This window comes from Pseudomonas sp. HLT2-19-2, assembly GCF_054898005.1.
Genome location: NZ_CM142712.1, coordinates 4,875,194 through 4,892,099, shown reverse-complemented (window position 1 = coordinate 4,892,099; position 16,906 = coordinate 4,875,194). Strand labels below are relative to the sequence as shown.

The window sequence follows — 16,906 nt, the reverse complement described above, 5'->3', positions numbered from 1 at the left end:
TCAACTTTGGAGTGTTTACAACAATGGCAAAAATCGTCGACATCAAAGGTCGTGAAGTTCTCGACTCCCGTGGCAACCCCACCGTGGAAGCGGACGTGCTTCTCGATAACGGCATCATCGGTAGCGCTTGCGCGCCGTCCGGTGCTTCCACTGGCTCGCGTGAAGCGCTCGAGCTGCGTGATGGCGACAAGAGCCGTTACCTGGGCAAGGGCGTACTCAAAGCCGTCGCGAACATCAACGGTCCGATTCGCGACCTGTTGTTGGGTAAAGACCCAAGCGACCAGAAAGCCCTGGATCACGCGATGATCAAGCTCGACGGTACTGAAAACAAAGGTTCCCTGGGCGCCAACGCGATCCTCGCCGTTTCCCTGGCAGCAGCCAAGGCAGCAGCACAGGACCAGGACCTGCCGCTGTACGCTCACATCGCCAACCTGAACGGCACCCCGGGTGTTTACTCGATGCCGGTTCCGATGATGAACATCATCAACGGTGGCGAGCACGCCGATAACAACGTCGACATCCAGGAATTCATGGTTCAGCCGGTTGGCGCCAAGTCTTTCTCGGAAGGCCTGCGCATGGGCACCGAGATTTTCCATCACCTCAAAGCCGTTCTGAAAGCCCGTGGCTTGAGCACTGCTGTCGGTGACGAAGGTGGTTTCGCGCCGAACCTGGCCTCCAACGAAGACGCTTTGAAAGTGATCTCCGAAGCCGTGGCCAACGCCGGTTACAAGCTGGGCACCGACGTGACCCTGGCACTGGACTGCGCGGCCAGCGAATTCTACGAAGACGGTAAATACAACCTGTCCGGCGAAGGCCAGGTATTCACCGCTGAAGGTTTCGCCGACTACCTGAAAGGTCTGACCGAGCGTTACCCGATCATCTCCATCGAAGATGGCCTGGACGAGTCCGACTGGGCTGGCTGGAAAATCCTCACCGACAAAATCGGCGAGAAGGTTCAGCTGGTAGGCGACGACCTGTTCGTCACCAACACCAAGATTCTGAAGGAAGGCATCGATAAAAAGATCGCCAACTCGATCCTGATCAAGTTCAACCAGATCGGTACCCTGACCGAAACCCTGGAAGCCATCCAGATGGCCAAGGCCGCTGGTTACACTGCCGTAATCTCGCACCGCTCCGGCGAAACCGAAGATTCGACCATTGCCGACCTGGCTGTGGGCACTGCGGCTGGCCAGATCAAGACCGGCTCCCTGTGCCGTTCCGACCGCGTTTCCAAGTACAACCAACTGCTGCGTATCGAAGAGCAGTTGAATGGCAAAGCCAAGTACAACGGTCGCAGCGAATTCCGCGGTTGATCGCTAGATAGTAAAAAAGACACCGGATTGTGTCGTAAAAAATCGCTGCAGCGATGGATTTGCCACTAATCTGATGCCTTTATTAGCACAAGCCTGGTTTTTCCAGGCTTCGTGCTATCAGACGCTTCAAAGTTTTGGCATGGCTGTCTTTTTTCACTGGATACCTGATATTCGATGCGCAGTCCCAATTGGTTGTTCCTCGTCTTGCTCCTGCTGCTGGCTGGCCTGCAATACCGCCTGTGGGTGGGTAATGGCAGCCTGGCGCAAGTGGCCGAACTGACTCAGCAGATCGCGGATCAACACGCTGAGAATGAAGGTTTGCTGGAGCGCAATAGGGTCATGGACGCTGAAGTCAATGAGTTGAAAAAGGGCATGGAGACCGTTGAAGAACGGGCCCGCCATGAGTTGGGCATGGTCAAGGACGGTGAAACCCTTTACCAGTTGGCCCAATGATTCAGTCGTTACCGGCCTTCTGGGCCGTGATTCCTGCCGCGGGCGTCGGTGCCCGTATGGCCGCGGACCGTCCCAAGCAATACTTGCAACTGGGCGGGCGCACAATTCTAGAACACAGCCTCGGCTGTTTCCTTGATCATCCTTCCCTGAAAGGGTTGGTGGTCAGTCTTGCTGTTGATGATCCTTATTGGCCGAACCTGGCGTGTGCTTGCGATCCGCGTATTCAGCGGGTTGAAGGCGGCTCCGAGCGCTCCGGGTCGGTGCTCAATGCGCTGCTGCATTTGCATGCGTTGGGCGCTGATGATGAGGATTGGGTGTTGGTTCACGATGCCGCACGGCCGAATCTGGCCCGGGATGATCTCGATAAGTTACTGAGTGAACTGGCTGACGATCCGGTTGGTGGTTTGTTGGCTGTTCCTGCACGGGACACCCTCAAGCGCGTCGACAAGCACGGGCGTGTGCTGGAAACCGTGGACCGCAATGTGATCTGGCAGGCCTATACACCGCAGATGTTTCGCCTTGGTGCGCTGCATCGGGCATTGGCCGACAGTCTGGTGGCAGACGCGGTCATCACTGACGAAGCTTCGGCAATGGAGTGGGCAGGTATGGCTCCGCGGTTGATCGAAGGCCGATCCGACAACCTCAAGGTCACTCGCCCTGAAGACCTCGAATGGTTGCGTCAACGTTGGACTAACCGTCGCTAGGCAGCGTACTCCGGCCGCTCGGCCAATCCTTCCTTCAAGTAATCCACCAACTTGCGCACCTTCGGCGACAAATGCCGCTGTTGTGGATAAAGCGCCCACACGGCGGTGTTCGGCGGTTGGTGGGCTTCCAGCAGCGAAACCAACTCACCACTTTTAAAATGCTCCAGCACGTAGTAGTCCGGCAGCTGGCACAATCCAACCCCTTGTAGCGCCGCATCCAAAACCGCTTGCCCACTGTTGCAGCGCCAGTTTCCCTGCACCCGCTGCGAAAATTCCCGCCCGTTCTGTTCCAGTTGCCAGAGGTCCGAGCTGCCGATGAGGCAGTTGTGGCGGCTCAGTTCCGACAAGCTATGCGGGCGACCATACCGTTCCAGGTAGGACGGCGATGCGCACAGGTACATCCGCCGTGGCGCCAGACGCGCCGCCACCAGCCGCGAGTCCTGCAGGCGACCAAGGCGTATGGCCAGGTCCAGGCCTTCATGCACGAGGTCGAGTTGACGATTGCTAAGTTCGATGTCAATTCGTAGTTGTGGATAGAGCCCCATGAAACGGGTCACCAGCGGCACGATGAAGCGTTCGCCATACGCCACGGCGCAGGTCATGCGCAGCATGCCTTTGGGTTCGCTGGTCAGGTCACCCACCGCTCGCAGTGCTTCTTCTCGACCATCCTGTAAACGCTGGCAATGTTGCAGAAAGGTTTGCCCGGCCTCGGTCAAAGTGACCCGGCGGGTGCTGCGGTAAAGCAGGCGCGTTTGCAGCCGCTCTTCAAGGCGTACAATTTGTCGACTGATGTGGGAGGACGAAACCCCAAGGCGTTCCGCGGCGGCCGTGAACTGGCTGCATTCGGCGACGGCGACGAATTCGTCGATACCTTCCCAGCGGTTTTCGGGCATTTGATTATCCCTGTACAGCAATAATGTTTTGCTTTTGTCCTGATTATTCACCGTAGAGCGCTGTATTACACTCCCTGTCTCGCTTTTATTAACCGGAGAATCCACATGATCAAGTCGCGCGCTGCCGTTGCCTTCGAGGCCAAGAAACCCCTCGAGATCGTTGAAGTCGATGTCGCCATGCCCAAGGCCGGTGAAGTTTTGCTGCGCGTGGTTGCCTCCGGTGTCTGCCATACCGACGCCTACACGCTGTCGGGCGCGGACCCGGAAGGCATTTTCCCATCGATCCTTGGTCATGAAGGTGGTGCAGTGGTTGAAGCAATCGGCGAGGGCGTAACCTCCGTCGCCGTCGGCGATCATGTGATCCCGCTGTACACCCCGGAATGCCGCCAGTGCAAATTCTGTCTGTCGGGCAAAACCAACCTGTGTCAGGCCATTCGCGCGACTCAGGGTAAAGGCCTGATGCCAGATGGCACTTCGCGCTTTTCCTACAAGGGCCAAGCAATTTTCCACTACATGGGTACGTCGACATTCTCCGAGTACACCGTGTTGCCGGAAATCTCCGTCGCCAAGATTCCTAAAGAAGCGCCCTTGGAAAAAGTCTGCCTGCTGGGTTGCGGTGTCACCACCGGCATTGGTGCGGTGCTCAATACGGCCAAGGTAAAACCGGGTGATACGGTGGCCATTTTCGGCCTCGGCGGCATCGGTCTGTCGGCGGTCATCGGTGCCGTCAAAGCCAAGGCTGCGCGGATCATTGCCATCGACATCAACCCGTCCAAGTTCGAGATCGCCAAGCAGTTGGGTGCAACCGATTGCGTGAACCCGAAAGATTTCGATCGTCCGATCCAGGAAGTCATTGTTGACATGACCGATGGCGGCGTCGACTTTTCCTTTGAATGCATCGGCAACGTCCAATTGATGCGTGCTGCACTTGAGTGCTGCCACAAGGGTTGGGGCGAGTCGGTGATCATCGGTGTTGCCGGTGCCGGCCAGGAAATCGCCACCCGTCCATTCCAGCTGGTGACCGGTCGCGTCTGGCGCGGTTCGGCATTTGGCGGCGTGCGTGGTCGCACCGAGCTGCCGAGCTATGTCGAAATGGCCGAAACCGGTGAGATCCCGCTGGATACTTTCATCACCCACACCATGGGTCTGGAAGATATCAACAAGGCGTTCGACCTGATGCATGAAGGCAAAAGCATCCGCAGCGTCATCCATTTCTGAGGTCGGTCATGAGCCTGGAAAATATCTCCTGTCAGAAAAGCTTCGGCGGCTGGCACAAGCGCTACCGGCACCGCTCCGATGTACTCGGCTGCGACATGGTGTTTGCCGTGTACCTGCCGCCACAAGCGGAGCAGGGCGGCAAGTTGCCGGTGCTGTACTGGTTGTCCGGCCTGACCTGCACCGACGAGAACTTCATGCAAAAGGCCGGTGCGATGCGCATGGCCGCCGAGCTGGGGCTGATCATCGTTGCACCGGACACCAGTCCTCGCGGTGCCGATGTGCCGGGTGATCCGGATGGCGCCTGGGACTTCGGTCTCGGTGCCGGGTTTTATCTGAACGCCACGCAGGAACCCTGGTCCCGGCACTATCGGATGCATGACTATGTCGTGCAGGAATTACCGACATTGGTTGAGGCTCATTTCCCGGCATCGGACAAGCGCGGTATCAGCGGTCACTCCATGGGCGGCCACGGCGCGCTGGTCTGCGCGTTGCGTAATCCGGGGCGTTATCAGTCGGTGTCGGCGTTCTCGCCAATCAACAATCCGATGGATTGCCCGTGGGGCCAGAAAGCCTTTTCCCGCTACTTGGGGGAAGACCGATCGAAGTGGCGCGAATGGGATGCCTGCGCGTTGATCGCCGAGACAAACGAGAAGCTGCCCCTGCTGGTCGACCAAGGTGATCGCGATGATTTCTTGGCCACTCAGCTCAAGCCTGCAGCCTTGCAACAGGCGGCCAAACTGGCGGGTCATCCGCTGACGTTGCGCTTGCAACCCGGCTACGATCACAGCTATTTCTTCATCGCCAGCTTCATCGGCGACCACTTGCAACATCATGGGCGCGCTCTAAGCGGCTAATGTCCGACAAAGCAGGTAGAATCACGCCCTGACAAAAATCGGGGCGTTTTTTTATGCGTATTGGCCACGGCTATGATGTGCACCGTTTCGCTGAAGGCGATTTCATTACTCTGGGCGGCGTGCGGATTGCACACGGCTTCGGGCTGCTCGCTCACTCAGACGGTGACGTCCTGCTGCACGCCTTGAGCGATGCCTTGCTCGGCGCCGCTGCGTTGGGTGATATCGGCAAACATTTTCCGGACACCGACCCGACATTCAAGGGCGTCGACAGTCGCGTGCTGTTGCGTCACGTCGTCGCACTCATCCACGCCAAGGGCTGGAAGGTCGGCAACGTCGATAACACCATCGTCGCCCAAGCCCCAAAAATGGCCCCGCATATCGAATCGATGCGCGCGCTGATTGCCGCGGATCTTCAAGTTGAGTTGGATCAAGTGAACGTGAAAGCTACCACCACCGAAAAGCTCGGCTTTGTCGGTCGCGAAGAAGGCATTGCCGTGCATTCCGTTGCCTTGTTGCTGCGCGCATGAACGAGGCGCAATTGCTCGGCCCACGGGCCTATGGTGACGCTCTCGGCACCGCGGTGTTGAAAGCCACGGCGGAAGATTTTCAGGTCGACGAAGTGCTCAATATTCCCCTCAGTGGCGATGGCGAGCACCTGTGGATCTGGGTGGAAAAGCGCGGTCTGAATACCGAAGAAGCGGCACGGCGGATCGCCAAGGCGGCAGGCGTGCCATTGCGCACCGTCAGTTACGCGGGCCTCAAGGATCGTCAGGCGCTGACTCGCCAGTGGTTCAGCGTGCAGCTGCCGGGCAAGGCCGATCCTGATCTGTCGGCGGCGCAAAACGATACGCTGAAAATCCTCAAGACCGGTCGGCATAAGCGCAAGCTGCAACGCGGTGCCCACTCGGCCAATGGCTTCACGTTGCGCCTGACGCAATTCGCGGGCGACAAAGCGGCGATCGAGGAGCGTCTGCAACTGATCGCCAAGCATGGTATTCCCAATTATTTCGGCGCTCAGCGTTTTGGGTTTGACGGCGGTAACGTGGTCGATGCCCGTGCATGGGCTGCTCGCAAAGCCTTGCCGGAACAACGCAACGTGCGTTCGCGGTTGCTCTCCACCGCGCGCAGTTTTCTCTTCAATCAGGTGCTGGCGGCGCGCGTCGCCGATGGCACCTGGCAGCGTGCCCAGGTCGGTGATCTGCTGGCCTTCACCGACAGCCGCAGCTTCTTTCCGGCAGGTGTTGCCGAGTGCAGCGACCCGCGTCTGGCGATTCTCGATCTGCACCCGACCGGTCCGCAGTGGGGCGAAGGTGACTCGCCGGCGACTGGCGCTGTCCATGAACTGGAGCAGGCAATCGCCACTCGCGAAGTGGACTTGCGTGATTGGTTGATTAACGCCGGTATGAGCCACGAACGTCGCATCCTGCGGCTGCCCATTTGTGGGTTGACGTGGCATTATCCCGAGCCTGACATTCTGCAACTGGAATTCGTCCTCCCGGCCGGATGCTTCGCCACTGTATTGGTGCGCGAGCTCGTTGATCTGGTGCCGGTGGGGCAGACGGACAGCCCATGCGTATTCTGATTTCTAACGACGATGGGGTAACCGCACCCGGTCTCGCCGCGCTTTATGCTGCGCTGGCGGATTACACCGAATGCGTGGTTATCGCCCCGGACCAGGACAAAAGCGGCGCCAGCAGCTCGCTGACGCTCGACCGTCCGTTGCACCCGCAAACCCTGGCCAACGGCTTTATCAGCCTGAATGGCACACCCACCGATTGCGTGCACCTGGGCCTCAATGGCTTGCTAGAGCATGTGCCGGACATGGTGGTTTCGGGCATCAACCTGGGCGCCAACCTGGGTGACGATGTGTTGTATTCCGGCACCGTAGCGGCGGCCCTTGAGGGACGTTTCCTGGAGCGCCCTTCGTTTGCCTTTTCGTTGGCCTCACGGCAAGTGGAGAACCTTCCCACAGCCGCGTACTTTGCGCGCAAACTGGTAGAGGCTCACGCGGATCTTGAACTGCCACCGCGTACGGTACTGAACGTGAATATTCCCAATTTGCCGCTGGACCACATCCGCGGTATTCAGCTGACCCGCCTCGGACATCGCGCACGTGCTGCAGCGCCGATGAAAGTGGTCGATCCGCGCGGTAAATCCGGTTACTGGATTGCGGCGGCGGGGGATGCTGAAGACGGCGGCCCGGGCACCGATTTCCATGCGGTGATGCAGGGCTATGTTTCAATCACTCCACTACAACTGGATCGCACCTTCAATGATGCCTTCAGAAGTCTCGATGGCTGGCTGGAGGGGCTGCACTAATGGGTCGTGAACAAGACGATATGCTGCGTCGCGGCATTGGCATGACCTCTCAGCGGACTCGCGAACGCCTTATTCAGCGGCTTTATGAGGAGGGGATTTCCAACGCCAAGGTGCTGGAAGTCATCCGCCGTACGCCGCGTCACCTGTTCGTCGACGAGGCGCTGGCCCATCGCGCTTACGAAGATACTGCGCTGCCGATTGGGCATAACCAGACCATCTCGCAGCCTTATATGGTGGCTCGCATGAGCGAGTTGCTGCTGGAGGCAGGTCCTCTCGACAAGGTGATGGAAATCGGCACCGGTTCGGGCTACCAGACGGCGGTGCTGTCGCAACTGGTTGAACGGGTATTTTCGGTCGAGCGCATCAAGGTTTTGCAGGATCGGGCCAAGGAGCGCCTGGTGGAACTGAACCTTCGCAACGTGGTGTTCCGCTGGGGCGATGGTTGGGAAGGCTGGCCGGCACTGGCGCCGTACAACGGCATTATCGTGACCGCGGTGGCGACCGATGTACCTCAGGCACTGCTTGATCAATTGGCGCCGGGAGGGCGTCTGGTGATCCCGGTTGGATCGGGTGAGGTTCAACAATTGATGCTGATCATCCGGGAAGAGCAGGGCTTTTCCAGGCGTGTTCTGGGGGCTGTTCGCTTCGTCCCGTTACTCAATGGGCCGCTCGCCTGAGCATTTGTTTCAGCGCGCTGAATTCTCTTCGATTGATCCTGTCTTACAGCGGCACCGATCAGTTAAACGGGATTCATCGTCAGGCAGCAAACGTGTGCGCGAAGCCCTTTCGCTTCATTAAAGGTGAAGCCTGCACGGCCCGTTATACTTGCGACATTTCATGCCGGAACACGGCAATCCACATTTTCAGCCACCACAAAGGGAGCGGCGGGTGAGTCTCACAGTCATTGCGCAGCGAATGGGTAAAACGAGCTTTCAGTGCCTGGTGACTGGCCTTGTTTTGAGCACCTTGCTGGTAGGTTGCTCCAGCAACAAGTCGAGTGATGTACGCGTCGTCGATCGCAACAACGCCGTCGCCCAGCGTCCGGCAGTGACCACGGGTCAATACGTCGTCCGACCTAAAGACACCTTGTTCTCCATTGCCTTTCGCTACGGCTGGGACTACAAAGCCCTCGCGGCACGCAACAACATTCCTACGCCTTATACGATCCATCCGGGTCAGACGATTCGCTTTGACGGTCGCACCGGTTCAACGCCGACAGCGGTGGTCAGTTCGTCAAATTCAACGCCTTCGTCATCGAGTAAAACCACGGTCTTCCGTCGTCCGGTAACAGGTGCGGCCACGGGTACAGCGACGGTTGTACCGTCCGTCGCGAACAAGCCCGCACCCACTTCGTTGCCTCCGGCAGGCCCGGCCCCGACCGGCTGGGGGTGGCCATCTAATGGCATTCTCATTGGAAAATTCTCTTCAAACGGCAGTTTGAATAAAGGAATTGATATCGCCGGGGATTTGGGACAGCCTGTTTTAGCTGCGTCTGATGGGACGGTGGTATACGCCGGGAGTGGCTTAAGGGGCTACGGCGAATTAGTCATCATCAAACACAGTGATACCTACGTCAGTGCCTACGGACATAACCGCAGGCTGTTGGTTCGGGAGGGGCAGCAGGTCAAGGTCGGACAGACAATTGCCGAAATGGGGTCAACGGGAACAGACCGGGTGAAGCTGCATTTTGAGATTCGCCGTCAAGGTAAACCCGTAGATCCGCTGCAATTCCTGCCACGTCGTTGATCGCTTTCCAGCCTGTTTCTTCACGTAGAGGGAACAGGCTCCAGCGTTGCCAAGGATAAAGGCGCCGCTTGAGCCTGAGGTCGAACTCACCAAAGGACTATAACAATGGCTCTCAGTAAAGAAGTGCCGGAGTTTGACATCGACGATGAGGTTCTCCTGATGGAGACCGGCATCGGTACGGATTCGATGTCGAATGATGAAGGGGCTGCTCCACCTTCCGTTCGTGCCAAATCCAAACACTCCGCCTCGTTAAAGCAACACAAGTACATTGACTACACGCGTGCACTCGATGCCACGCAGCTGTACCTCAATGAGATTGGCTTTTCCCCTCTGCTGTCCCCCGAAGAAGAAGTTTATTTTGCGCGCTTGTCGCAAAGTGGAGATCCGGCCGGGCGCAAACGCATGATTGAAAGTAACCTGCGGCTGGTGGTGAAAATCGCCCGGCGTTACGTCAATCGTGGCCTGTCGCTGCTGGACCTGATCGAAGAGGGCAACCTCGGTCTTATCCGGGCAGTAGAGAAGTTCGACCCCGAACGTGGCTTCCGCTTTTCGACCTACGCGACCTGGTGGATTCGTCAGACCATCGAGCGCGCGATCATGAATCAGACCCGGACCATCCGGTTGCCGATTCATGTGGTCAAAGAGCTCAACGTGTACCTGCGGGCTGCACGGGAGCTGACTCAAAAACTCGATCACGAACCCTCACCCGAAGAAATCGCCAACCTGTTGGAAAAACCAGTGGGAGAGGTCAAGCGCATGCTCGGCCTGAACGAGCGGGTTTCTTCGGTCGACGTCTCGCTGGGTCCGGATTCGGATAAAACCCTGCTGGACACCCTTACCGATGACCGTCCAACCGATCCATGTGAACTGTTGCAGGATGACGACCTGTCCCAGAGCATCGATCAATGGCTCTCGGAGCTGACCGACAAGCAACGTGAAGTGGTGATACGCCGCTTCGGACTGCGCGGTCACGAGAGCAGCACGCTTGAAGATGTCGGACTTGAAATTGGCCTGACCCGGGAACGGGTCAGACAGATTCAGGTTGAAGGCCTGAAGCGTCTTCGGGAGATTCTCGAGAAGAATGGCCTGTCGAGCGAGTCGCTGTTTCAATAAGTCATTTGCTGGCTGGCATTAAAAACCCCGACTGGTTCGGGGTTTTTTATTGCCTGAGAGAAAGGTTGTGAGTTCCCTCTCTAATTGCCTCTGGTTTGTAGTCTCTCGCTGTAAGTGTTTGCTTACTCTTTCGTAAGTGTTCGCTAACTCCATGAGTAGCAGTCGTATATATTCTTACGTGAGAAAATATTAACTTATTGATTTATATGATTATATTTTTAGATGAACAACGTATGCCAGGCAGTTTCAACTATCCGGGGCAATTGCTCTTGGTAGGGAACTCTCTAGTATCTGAACTGTGTCGACGGACAGACACGCCCTTCAAGGATGAGGGGAGAGGACATCGCAGGAAGCGATTCATCAGGACGATGAAAAGGAATGCAGGGAATAGGGAAAAAATGTGGGCGGGTCAAACCGCCCCTTTTTTTGCCTGCAGAAAAGCAAAAAGGCCCGCAAGGGGCCTTTTCGAAAACGCGGGGGTAATCAGCGTTCGAGGTCTTTGATCTTGCCTTTGACGCCATCCCACTCTTCGGCATCGGGCATCGATTCTTTCTTCTCGGTGATGTTGGGCCAGATTTCCGCCAGCTCAACGTTCAACTGAATAAATTCCTGCATGTCTTCCGGGACTTCATCTTCGGAGAAGATGGCCACGGCAGGGCATTCTGGTTCGCACAGTGCGCAGTCGATGCACTCATCCGGGTGAATCACCAGGAAGTTCGGGCCTTCGTAAAAGCAGTCCACCGGACAGACTTCTACGCAGTCGGTGTACTTGCACTTGATGCAGTTGTCGGTGACGACGAAGGTCATTTCTAATTTTCTCCTCAGGCGGCGGCAGCGGAGCCCCTTCACGTTGGGGTCGCCAGGTTTGGGAGCGATAGTCTGCTGGTCAGGCTATTAGCCAGCAGCATCCCAAACCGCGCGAGATTCTAACAGCTTGCAGGCAAGTGCGTTAGATCCGTGTCTTAAGTGTATAGAGCATTTCGAGCGCACGACGCGGGGTCATGTCGTCCAGATTGAGCTTTGCCAGTTCATCCAACACCGGATGCGGCAGGCTGGCGAACATATCGCTCTGCTGCGGCGCGGCTGGTTTGCCCTTGGTTGGCTTCGGCACTTCATGAGGCAGGGCGGTGGCTTCCAGTCGGCCCAGGTGTTCACGAGCGCGCACGATCACTTCGCTCGGCACACCGGCCAGTTGCGCAACCGCCAGGCCATAGCTCTGGCTGGCAGGTCCGGGCAGCACGTGGTGCAGGAACACGATGCGCTCGTTGTGCTCGGTGGCATTAAGGTGAACGTTGGCCACCAGCGGTTGCGCTTCCGGTAGCACCGTCAGTTCGAAGTAGTGGGTGGCGAACAGCGTATAAGCCCGCAGATGCGCCAGGCGTTCGGCCGCAGCCCACGCCAGGGACAGACCGTCAAAGGTGCTGGTGCCGCGACCGACTTCGTCCATCAGCACCAGGCTGCGCTCGGTGGCATTGTGCAAAATGTTCGCGGTTTCACTCATTTCGACCATGAAGGTCGAGCGCCCGCCGGCCAGGTCATCGCTGGAACCGATCCGGGTAAAGATCCGGTCCACCAGAGACAACTCGCAACTGGCCGCTGGCACGAAACTGCCGATGTGCGCCAGCAATACGATCAAAGCGGTCTGGCGCATGTAGGTGGATTTACCGCCCATGTTCGGACCGGTGATCACCAGCATGCGGGTGTTGTCGTCGAGGCTCAGGTCGTTGGCTACGAACGGCGTCGTCAGCACTTGCTCGACCACCGGGTGACGACCCTGGCTGATGCGCATGCACGGCTCACTGACGAAGCGCGGGCAGTTCAGATCGAGGTTCAGCGCACGCTCGGCGAGGTTGCTCAGCACATCCAGCTCGGCCAGTGCCGCGGCGGTGTCCTGCAGCGGTGGCAACTGGGCGATCAAATCTTCGAGCAGTGCTTCGTAGAGCATCTTCTCGCGAGCCAGGGCGCGGCTCTTCGCCGACAGGGCCTTGTCTTCGAACGCCTTCAGTTCTGGCGTAATGAAGCGCTCGGCACCTTTCAGCGTCTGGCGACGGATATAGTCTGCCGGCGCTGATTCGGCCTGCTTGCTCGGCAACTCGATGAAGTAGCCGTGAATGCGGTTGTAACCGACTTTCAGATGAGACAAGCCGGTGCGGGCCTTCTCCCGGGCTTCGAGGTCGATCAGGAACTGCCCGGCGTTTTCGCTGAGCGATTGCAAATCGTCCAACTCGGCGTCGTAACCGGTTTTCAACACGCCGCCGTCTCGGATCACCGCGGGCGGGTTGTCGATGATGGCTTTTTCCAGCAGTGCCGCCAGCTCCGGGTAGGTGCTGGTGGTTTTCGCCAGTTGAATGATGTGCGGAGCTTCCAGCTCAGTCATCGCCACTTGTAACTCAGGCAATGCACCGAGCGCATCGCGTAGGCGAGCCAGGTCACGAGGACGGGCATTGCGCAGGCCGATCCGCGCCAGGATCCGCTCGATGTCGCCGATTTCCTTGAGCTGCGGTTGCAGCTTTTCGAAACGGTAGGCGTCGAGCAGGCAGGTAATCGAGGTCTGGCGCGCCAGCAATACGGTCAGATCCCGCAGCGGACGGTTCAGCCAGCGGGTCAGCAGACGGCTGCCCATGGCGGTCTGACAGCGATCGACCACTGATTGCAGTGTGTTGTCGCGACCGCCCGCCAGATTGGTGTCCAGTTCGAGGTTGCGGCGGCTCGCGCCGTCCAGTACCACGGTGTCGTCCAGACGTTCATGCCGCAGGCTGCGCAAATGGGGCAGGGCGGTGCGTTGGGTTTCCTTGGCGTAGCTGAGCAGGCAACCGGCAGCGCCGATGGCCAGGGTCAGGTTTTCGCAGCCGAAACCTTTCAGGTCTTGGGTGGAAAATTGCTGGCAAAGACTTTTCAGCGCCGAGTCGCGCTCGAAATCCCACGGCGCACGGCGACGAACCCCACGACGTTTCTCCGCCGGCAGGTCCTTCGGCCAGTCGTCCGGGATCATCAGCTCTACCGGATTGACCCGCTCCAGTTCTGCCAGCAGGTTTTCCCAGCCCTTGATCTCCAGCACGGTGAAGTTGCCGCTGGTGATGTCCAGAACCGCCAAGCCGAACAGACGCTCATCACCCAGAACTGCCGCAATCAGGTTGTCCCGACGCTCATCCAGCAGCGCTTCATCGCTGACCGTACCCGGCGTGATGATCCGCACCACCTGACGATCCACCGGGCCCTTGCTGGTCGCCGGGTCGCCGACCTGCTCACAGATCACCACCGACTCGCCGAGCTTGACCAGTTTCGCCAGGTAACCTTCCGCGGCGTGGTAAGGAATCCCACACATCGGAATCGCCTGACCCGCCGACTGCCCACGGGCGGTCAGGGTGATGTCCAGCAATTTGGCGGCCTTCTTCGCGTCTTCGTAGAAGATCTCGTAGAAGTCGCCCATGCGGTAGAACATCAGCTGGTCAGGGTGCTGGTTTTTCAGGCGCCAGTACTGCTGCATCATTGGCGTGTGGGAGGACAGATCAGAGAGCGCTTTATTCATCGGATAATCAGGCAAATTCGTTGAAAGGTGTAGGGCAAAGGAGGGGCATCGGCCCGGCTTTTCCGCGATGGGCGCAAGGTTAACATGGGCGGTCCACCCGACGCAGGCATGAAAGCCCTGCGATACATTTCTTCAGTCTATGCACGAGATATGCGAAATTTATGCAATTTGGCATTTGTCTTCCGCGAAAAGAACAAGCACTATGCGCTTTATGCAAAAACGCAATGTTTCTACGGTACTAAGAGCGCTGCTCGATCAGCACGGGATCTCCCCCACGGAGCTTCACCGTCGCACCGGCGTGCCTCAATCCACTCTCTCGCGGATTCTCAGCGGGAAAATCGTCGATCCCTCGGATAAACACATCTCGAAGATCGCCGAGTACTTCGCCGTGAGCACCGACCAGTTGCGGGGCCGTGCGGATGTCGCGCCGGCAGCCAACACCGGGCGCGATCAATTGCATTCTGAACTCAAGGACATAAGTCTGTGGGACGACGATACGCCCGTCGATGATGATGAGGTATCGGTCCCCTTTCTTCGCGAGGTTGAATTGGCTGCAGGATCAGGAAGGTTCGTCATCGAAGAGAGCGAGCGCTCTAGCCTGCGCTTCGGCAAGCGGAGCCTGCGCCACAACGGCGTTCAGTTCGATCAGGCCAAATGCGTGACGGTACGCGGCAACAGTATGTTGCCGGTACTGCGCGACGGCGCCACCGTCGGCGTTAATGCCGGCAAGTGCGGGATCGGCGATATCGTGGATGGCGACCTTTATGCCATCAACCATAACGGCCAGCTGCGGGTGAAACAGCTTTATCGCCTGCCGACAGGCATTCGCCTGCGCAGCTTCAATCGCGATGAGCATCCGGACGAGGACTACACCTTCCAGGAAATCCAGGAAGAGCAGATTGTCATCCTCGGTCACGTCTTCTGGTGGGGCATGTACGCCCGTTAACCTCAACGTTGTCAGATAAAACCCGCCACCGAGCGGGTTTTTTTTCGCCTGCCGAAAACCGCGAGCGCCATTGTCTACGGGGCGCTCATGCGTAAATGCATTTTCTGCGCATAAATAAATGCATTCATGCATTGACTGTGTATGCATTCATGCATATCCTTTGTCTCAAGCCGCTCAACAAAGCAGCTCGAAACGAAGCTCTTTAGTTCCACCACAAAGGCAGCGATGAACCGGCCTCAACGGTTCAGAGGGTTGGCAACTGACCCGGGTGTGCAGCGTAAAGCACCACAAGCAGTTATCCGGCGGGCAGGGACCGCGGTCGGAAAAACAATTTGAATCGATCCGTACCGCGCCAGTAGCGCCGAAAGATCAGCAGGATCGCATTACTGAAAAGCCTGGGTGACCGGGCTTTTTGGAATGCCTGCCTACCGTCAGGCACCTCAAGCCTCATCTCGGAACCGTCAGTGCAACAGGAAGGATCCGGCAGAAACTAAAAGGCATTGCAGATGTTGAAAGATTGCAGATGTGGACATTGCAAAAGACTTCTCGCCCGAGTGGGCGAGTACTCCGAGCTCCAGATCAAATGTTCCCGATGCGGGACGTTGAATCATGTGAAGGCCAAGAGCCTAGAGCAATCGCCTGTGAGCGACATGAGTGCGGCAACCGTCGCGCGATCAATTCATTCGACTCATTAGGTGAAACCATGAAAGTTTTCAAAAACCACGTTGGCCCGCTGTTGGTATCCGTTGTTCTTCTCGGCGCTGGAGGTAGCGCTGTTGCCGCCAATCTTTTGGTCAACGGAAGCTTTGAACAGCCCGGCTGCAGTGATAGTTGTGTACTGGACACCACGGCTAAAGCCAATTTCATCACGGGCTGGACCACCTTTCTGTCCGGTGCCGAGTATTTCAACGTCCGCGCCTCGATTCCTGGCTCCTCGGCAGCGGAAGGCGCGGCGATTGTGGATCTGGCCAACAACGTTTACGGCAACGGCGGCGGGATTCAGCAGAACTTCTCCACGGCGGTCGGAGCCAAGTACCGATTGACCTTCAGTGCGGGTAATTCGCTGTACGCCAATCGCTCCGGTGACGGCGTCGTTCAGGTGAAAGTGGCCGGGAAAACAGCCACTTTCAACACCCCGACCGCCAAAGGAGGGGTGGTCGAGTGGAGCACCATTACTTATGACTTCACTGCAACCACAGCTCAAACGACCCTGGCTTTCTCCAACGAGCAGAACCCCTACGTCAACTTCGCATTTATCGACAACGTAATCGTTGAGCGACTGTAATTCTTCGTCGCCTGACTTCAAAAGGAACAGCTTTGTCACCGCCTCATAGGCGGGTACCGGGCACACCCCCCCCCCCGCAATACACACAACCCCATCCACTCATCAATCACTCCCCAGGAGGCGTGACATGACAAACGAGCAACAAGCGTTGCTGGACATGCCGATCTGGCTGGTCATCGTTCTCGCCCTGGTGGGTGGGGTGTCCGGCGAAATGTGGCGCGCCGACAAGGAGGGCGCCCGCGGCTGGTCATTGCTGCGGCGCCTGGCCCTGCGATCCGGGGCCTGCATGGTCTGCGGGGTCTCGGCAATCATGCTGCTGTATGCCGCCGGCGTGTCGATCTGGACGGCTTGCGCGTTCGGTTGCCTTACGGCGATGGCCGGGGCAGATGTTGCCATTGGTCTATATGAGCGTTGGGCAGCCAAGCGGATTGGCGTTTGCGAAGTACCGCCGCGAGATACCCGCCAGGACCAATGAACACAAAGCCCAATGGAATGGCGAGCAGCGGTGCCGACCGGCATCCGACCTGCAAGGA

At 57.9% G+C, this 16,906-nt stretch carries 18 protein-coding genes; 15 read left to right on the top strand and 3 right to left on the bottom strand.

The window, feature by feature from the left end; genetic code table 11:
• The first annotated feature begins 23 nt into the window (after positions 1 to 23).
• From eno to ispD, 3 genes are all read left to right on the top strand, one after another.
• Positions 24 to 1,313 carry a phosphopyruvate hydratase gene (gene eno / locus ACYZTU_RS22925; protein WP_461965746.1) on the top strand — a complete coding sequence of 430 codons (1,290 nt, stop codon included), beginning with the start codon at positions 24 to 26 and terminating at the stop codon, positions 1,311 to 1,313.
• Positions 1,314 to 1,487: 174 nt separating this feature from the next.
• Complete coding sequence (gene ftsB / locus ACYZTU_RS22920) at positions 1,488 to 1,766, top strand: cell division protein FtsB (RefSeq protein WP_461965744.1); 279 nt, start codon at positions 1,488 to 1,490, stop codon at positions 1,764 to 1,766.
• Positions 1,763 to 2,470 (top strand): 2-C-methyl-D-erythritol 4-phosphate cytidylyltransferase, encoded by a 708-nt coding sequence (gene ispD, locus ACYZTU_RS22915; protein WP_461965742.1) that lies wholly within the window; start codon positions 1,763 to 1,765, stop codon positions 2,468 to 2,470. The genes ftsB and ispD overlap by 4 nt, the downstream gene beginning before the upstream one ends.
• Here ispD and ACYZTU_RS22910 read toward each other — a convergent pair.
• The gene (locus ACYZTU_RS22910) at positions 2,467 to 3,363 is read right to left on the bottom strand and encodes a LysR family transcriptional regulator (RefSeq protein WP_449644929.1); all 897 of its coding nucleotides are present in this window, start codon (positions 3,361 to 3,363) and stop codon (positions 2,467 to 2,469) included. The genes ispD and ACYZTU_RS22910 overlap by 4 nt on opposite strands.
• A gap of 105 nt (positions 3,364 to 3,468) precedes the next feature.
• Between ACYZTU_RS22910 and ACYZTU_RS22905 the strand changes: the two genes are divergently transcribed.
• The 8 genes from ACYZTU_RS22905 (at position 3,469) to rpoS (ending at position 10,613) form a co-directional block, all read left to right on the top strand.
• A complete protein-coding gene (locus tag ACYZTU_RS22905; RefSeq protein WP_449644930.1) occupies positions 3,469 to 4,581 on the top strand; it encodes an S-(hydroxymethyl)glutathione dehydrogenase/class III alcohol dehydrogenase in 1,113 nt (370 codons plus the stop codon).
• Between the two features lie 8 nt (positions 4,582 to 4,589).
• Entirely contained in the window at positions 4,590 to 5,435 is an 846-nt protein-coding gene (fghA, locus tag ACYZTU_RS22900) for an S-formylglutathione hydrolase (protein WP_461965740.1), read from the top strand.
• 53 nt (positions 5,436 to 5,488) lie between these two features.
• Positions 5,489 to 5,962 carry a 2-C-methyl-D-erythritol 2,4-cyclodiphosphate synthase gene (ispF, locus tag ACYZTU_RS22895; protein WP_461962739.1) on the top strand — a complete coding sequence of 158 codons (474 nt, stop codon included), beginning with the start codon at positions 5,489 to 5,491 and terminating at the stop codon, positions 5,960 to 5,962.
• Positions 5,959 to 7,017, top strand: a complete 1,059-nt coding sequence (gene truD / locus ACYZTU_RS22890) for a tRNA pseudouridine(13) synthase TruD (protein WP_461965738.1) — start codon at positions 5,959 to 5,961, stop codon at positions 7,015 to 7,017. Before ispF ends, truD begins: the two co-directional genes overlap by 4 nt.
• A complete protein-coding gene (gene surE / locus ACYZTU_RS22885) occupies positions 7,005 to 7,754 on the top strand; it encodes a 5'/3'-nucleotidase SurE (RefSeq protein WP_461965736.1) in 750 nt (249 codons plus the stop codon). Before truD ends, surE begins: the two co-directional genes overlap by 13 nt.
• A 41-nt stretch (positions 7,755 to 7,795) precedes the next feature.
• Entirely contained in the window at positions 7,796 to 8,431 is a 636-nt protein-coding gene (locus tag ACYZTU_RS22880; RefSeq protein ID WP_177318845.1) for a protein-L-isoaspartate(D-aspartate) O-methyltransferase, read from the top strand.
• Between the two features lie 211 nt (positions 8,432 to 8,642).
• Positions 8,643 to 9,500 carry a peptidoglycan DD-metalloendopeptidase family protein gene (locus ACYZTU_RS22875; protein WP_461965734.1) on the top strand — a complete coding sequence of 286 codons (858 nt, stop codon included), beginning with the start codon at positions 8,643 to 8,645 and terminating at the stop codon, positions 9,498 to 9,500.
• A gap of 105 nt (positions 9,501 to 9,605) precedes the next feature.
• Complete coding sequence (gene rpoS / locus ACYZTU_RS22870) at positions 9,606 to 10,613, top strand: RNA polymerase sigma factor RpoS (protein WP_461965732.1); 1,008 nt, start codon at positions 9,606 to 9,608, stop codon at positions 10,611 to 10,613.
• A 483-nt stretch (positions 10,614 to 11,096) separates the two neighbouring features.
• Here rpoS and fdxA read toward each other — a convergent pair whose 3' ends face one another.
• Both fdxA and mutS read right to left on the bottom strand, forming a co-directional pair.
• Positions 11,097 to 11,420, bottom strand: a complete 324-nt coding sequence (fdxA, locus tag ACYZTU_RS22865; RefSeq protein ID WP_093412508.1) for a ferredoxin FdxA — start codon at positions 11,418 to 11,420, stop codon at positions 11,097 to 11,099.
• Positions 11,421 to 11,562: 142 nt separating this feature from the next.
• Positions 11,563 to 14,142 carry a DNA mismatch repair protein MutS gene (mutS, locus tag ACYZTU_RS22860; protein WP_461965730.1) on the bottom strand — a complete coding sequence of 860 codons (2,580 nt, stop codon included), beginning with the start codon at positions 14,140 to 14,142 and terminating at the stop codon, positions 11,563 to 11,565.
• A 211-nt stretch (positions 14,143 to 14,353) separates the two neighbouring features.
• Here mutS and ACYZTU_RS22855 point away from each other — a divergent pair, with 211 nt between their 5' ends.
• From ACYZTU_RS22855 to ACYZTU_RS22840, 4 genes are all read left to right on the top strand, one after another.
• A complete protein-coding gene (locus ACYZTU_RS22855; protein WP_282377059.1) occupies positions 14,354 to 15,088 on the top strand; it encodes a LexA family transcriptional regulator in 735 nt (244 codons plus the stop codon).
• A 500-nt stretch (positions 15,089 to 15,588) separates the two neighbouring features.
• Positions 15,589 to 15,783, top strand: coding sequence for a Com family DNA-binding transcriptional regulator (locus ACYZTU_RS22850; protein ID WP_461965728.1), 195 nt, complete (start codon positions 15,589 to 15,591; stop codon positions 15,781 to 15,783).
• 8 nt (positions 15,784 to 15,791) lie between these two features.
• Positions 15,792 to 16,373, top strand: a complete 582-nt coding sequence (locus tag ACYZTU_RS22845; RefSeq protein ID WP_461965726.1) for a DUF642 domain-containing protein — start codon at positions 15,792 to 15,794, stop codon at positions 16,371 to 16,373.
• A 127-nt stretch (positions 16,374 to 16,500) separates the two neighbouring features.
• Positions 16,501 to 16,848 carry a phage holin family protein gene (locus ACYZTU_RS22840; RefSeq protein ID WP_282376945.1) on the top strand — a complete coding sequence of 116 codons (348 nt, stop codon included), beginning with the start codon at positions 16,501 to 16,503 and terminating at the stop codon, positions 16,846 to 16,848.
• Positions 16,849 to 16,906: the final 58 nt, after the last annotated feature.

Coding starts and splice junctions, on each gene's coding strand:
- eno (WP_461965746.1), top strand. CDS start 24: ATGGCAAAAATCGTCGACATCAAAGGTCGTGAAGTTCTCGACTCCCGT.
- ftsB (WP_461965744.1), top strand. CDS start 1,488: ATGCGCAGTCCCAATTGGTTGTTCCTCGTCTTGCTCCTGCTGCTGGCT.
- ispD (WP_461965742.1), top strand. CDS start 1,763: ATGATTCAGTCGTTACCGGCCTTCTGGGCCGTGATTCCTGCCGCGGGC.
- ACYZTU_RS22910 (WP_449644929.1), bottom strand. CDS start 3,363: ATGCCCGAAAACCGCTGGGAAGGTATCGACGAATTCGTCGCCGTCGCC.
- ACYZTU_RS22905 (WP_449644930.1), top strand. CDS start 3,469: ATGATCAAGTCGCGCGCTGCCGTTGCCTTCGAGGCCAAGAAACCCCTC.
- fghA (WP_461965740.1), top strand. CDS start 4,590: ATGAGCCTGGAAAATATCTCCTGTCAGAAAAGCTTCGGCGGCTGGCAC.
- ispF (WP_461962739.1), top strand. CDS start 5,489: ATGCGTATTGGCCACGGCTATGATGTGCACCGTTTCGCTGAAGGCGAT.
- truD (WP_461965738.1), top strand. CDS start 5,959: ATGAACGAGGCGCAATTGCTCGGCCCACGGGCCTATGGTGACGCTCTC.
- surE (WP_461965736.1), top strand. CDS start 7,005: ATGCGTATTCTGATTTCTAACGACGATGGGGTAACCGCACCCGGTCTC.
- ACYZTU_RS22880 (WP_177318845.1), top strand. CDS start 7,796: ATGACCTCTCAGCGGACTCGCGAACGCCTTATTCAGCGGCTTTATGAG.
- rpoS (WP_461965732.1), top strand. CDS start 9,606: ATGGCTCTCAGTAAAGAAGTGCCGGAGTTTGACATCGACGATGAGGTT.
- fdxA (WP_093412508.1), bottom strand. CDS start 11,420: ATGACCTTCGTCGTCACCGACAACTGCATCAAGTGCAAGTACACCGAC.
- mutS (WP_461965730.1), bottom strand. CDS start 14,142: ATGAATAAAGCGCTCTCTGATCTGTCCTCCCACACGCCAATGATGCAG.
- ACYZTU_RS22855 (WP_282377059.1), top strand. CDS start 14,354: ATGCAAAAACGCAATGTTTCTACGGTACTAAGAGCGCTGCTCGATCAG.
- ACYZTU_RS22845 (WP_461965726.1), top strand. CDS start 15,792: ATGAAAGTTTTCAAAAACCACGTTGGCCCGCTGTTGGTATCCGTTGTT.
- ACYZTU_RS22840 (WP_282376945.1), top strand. CDS start 16,501: ATGACAAACGAGCAACAAGCGTTGCTGGACATGCCGATCTGGCTGGTC.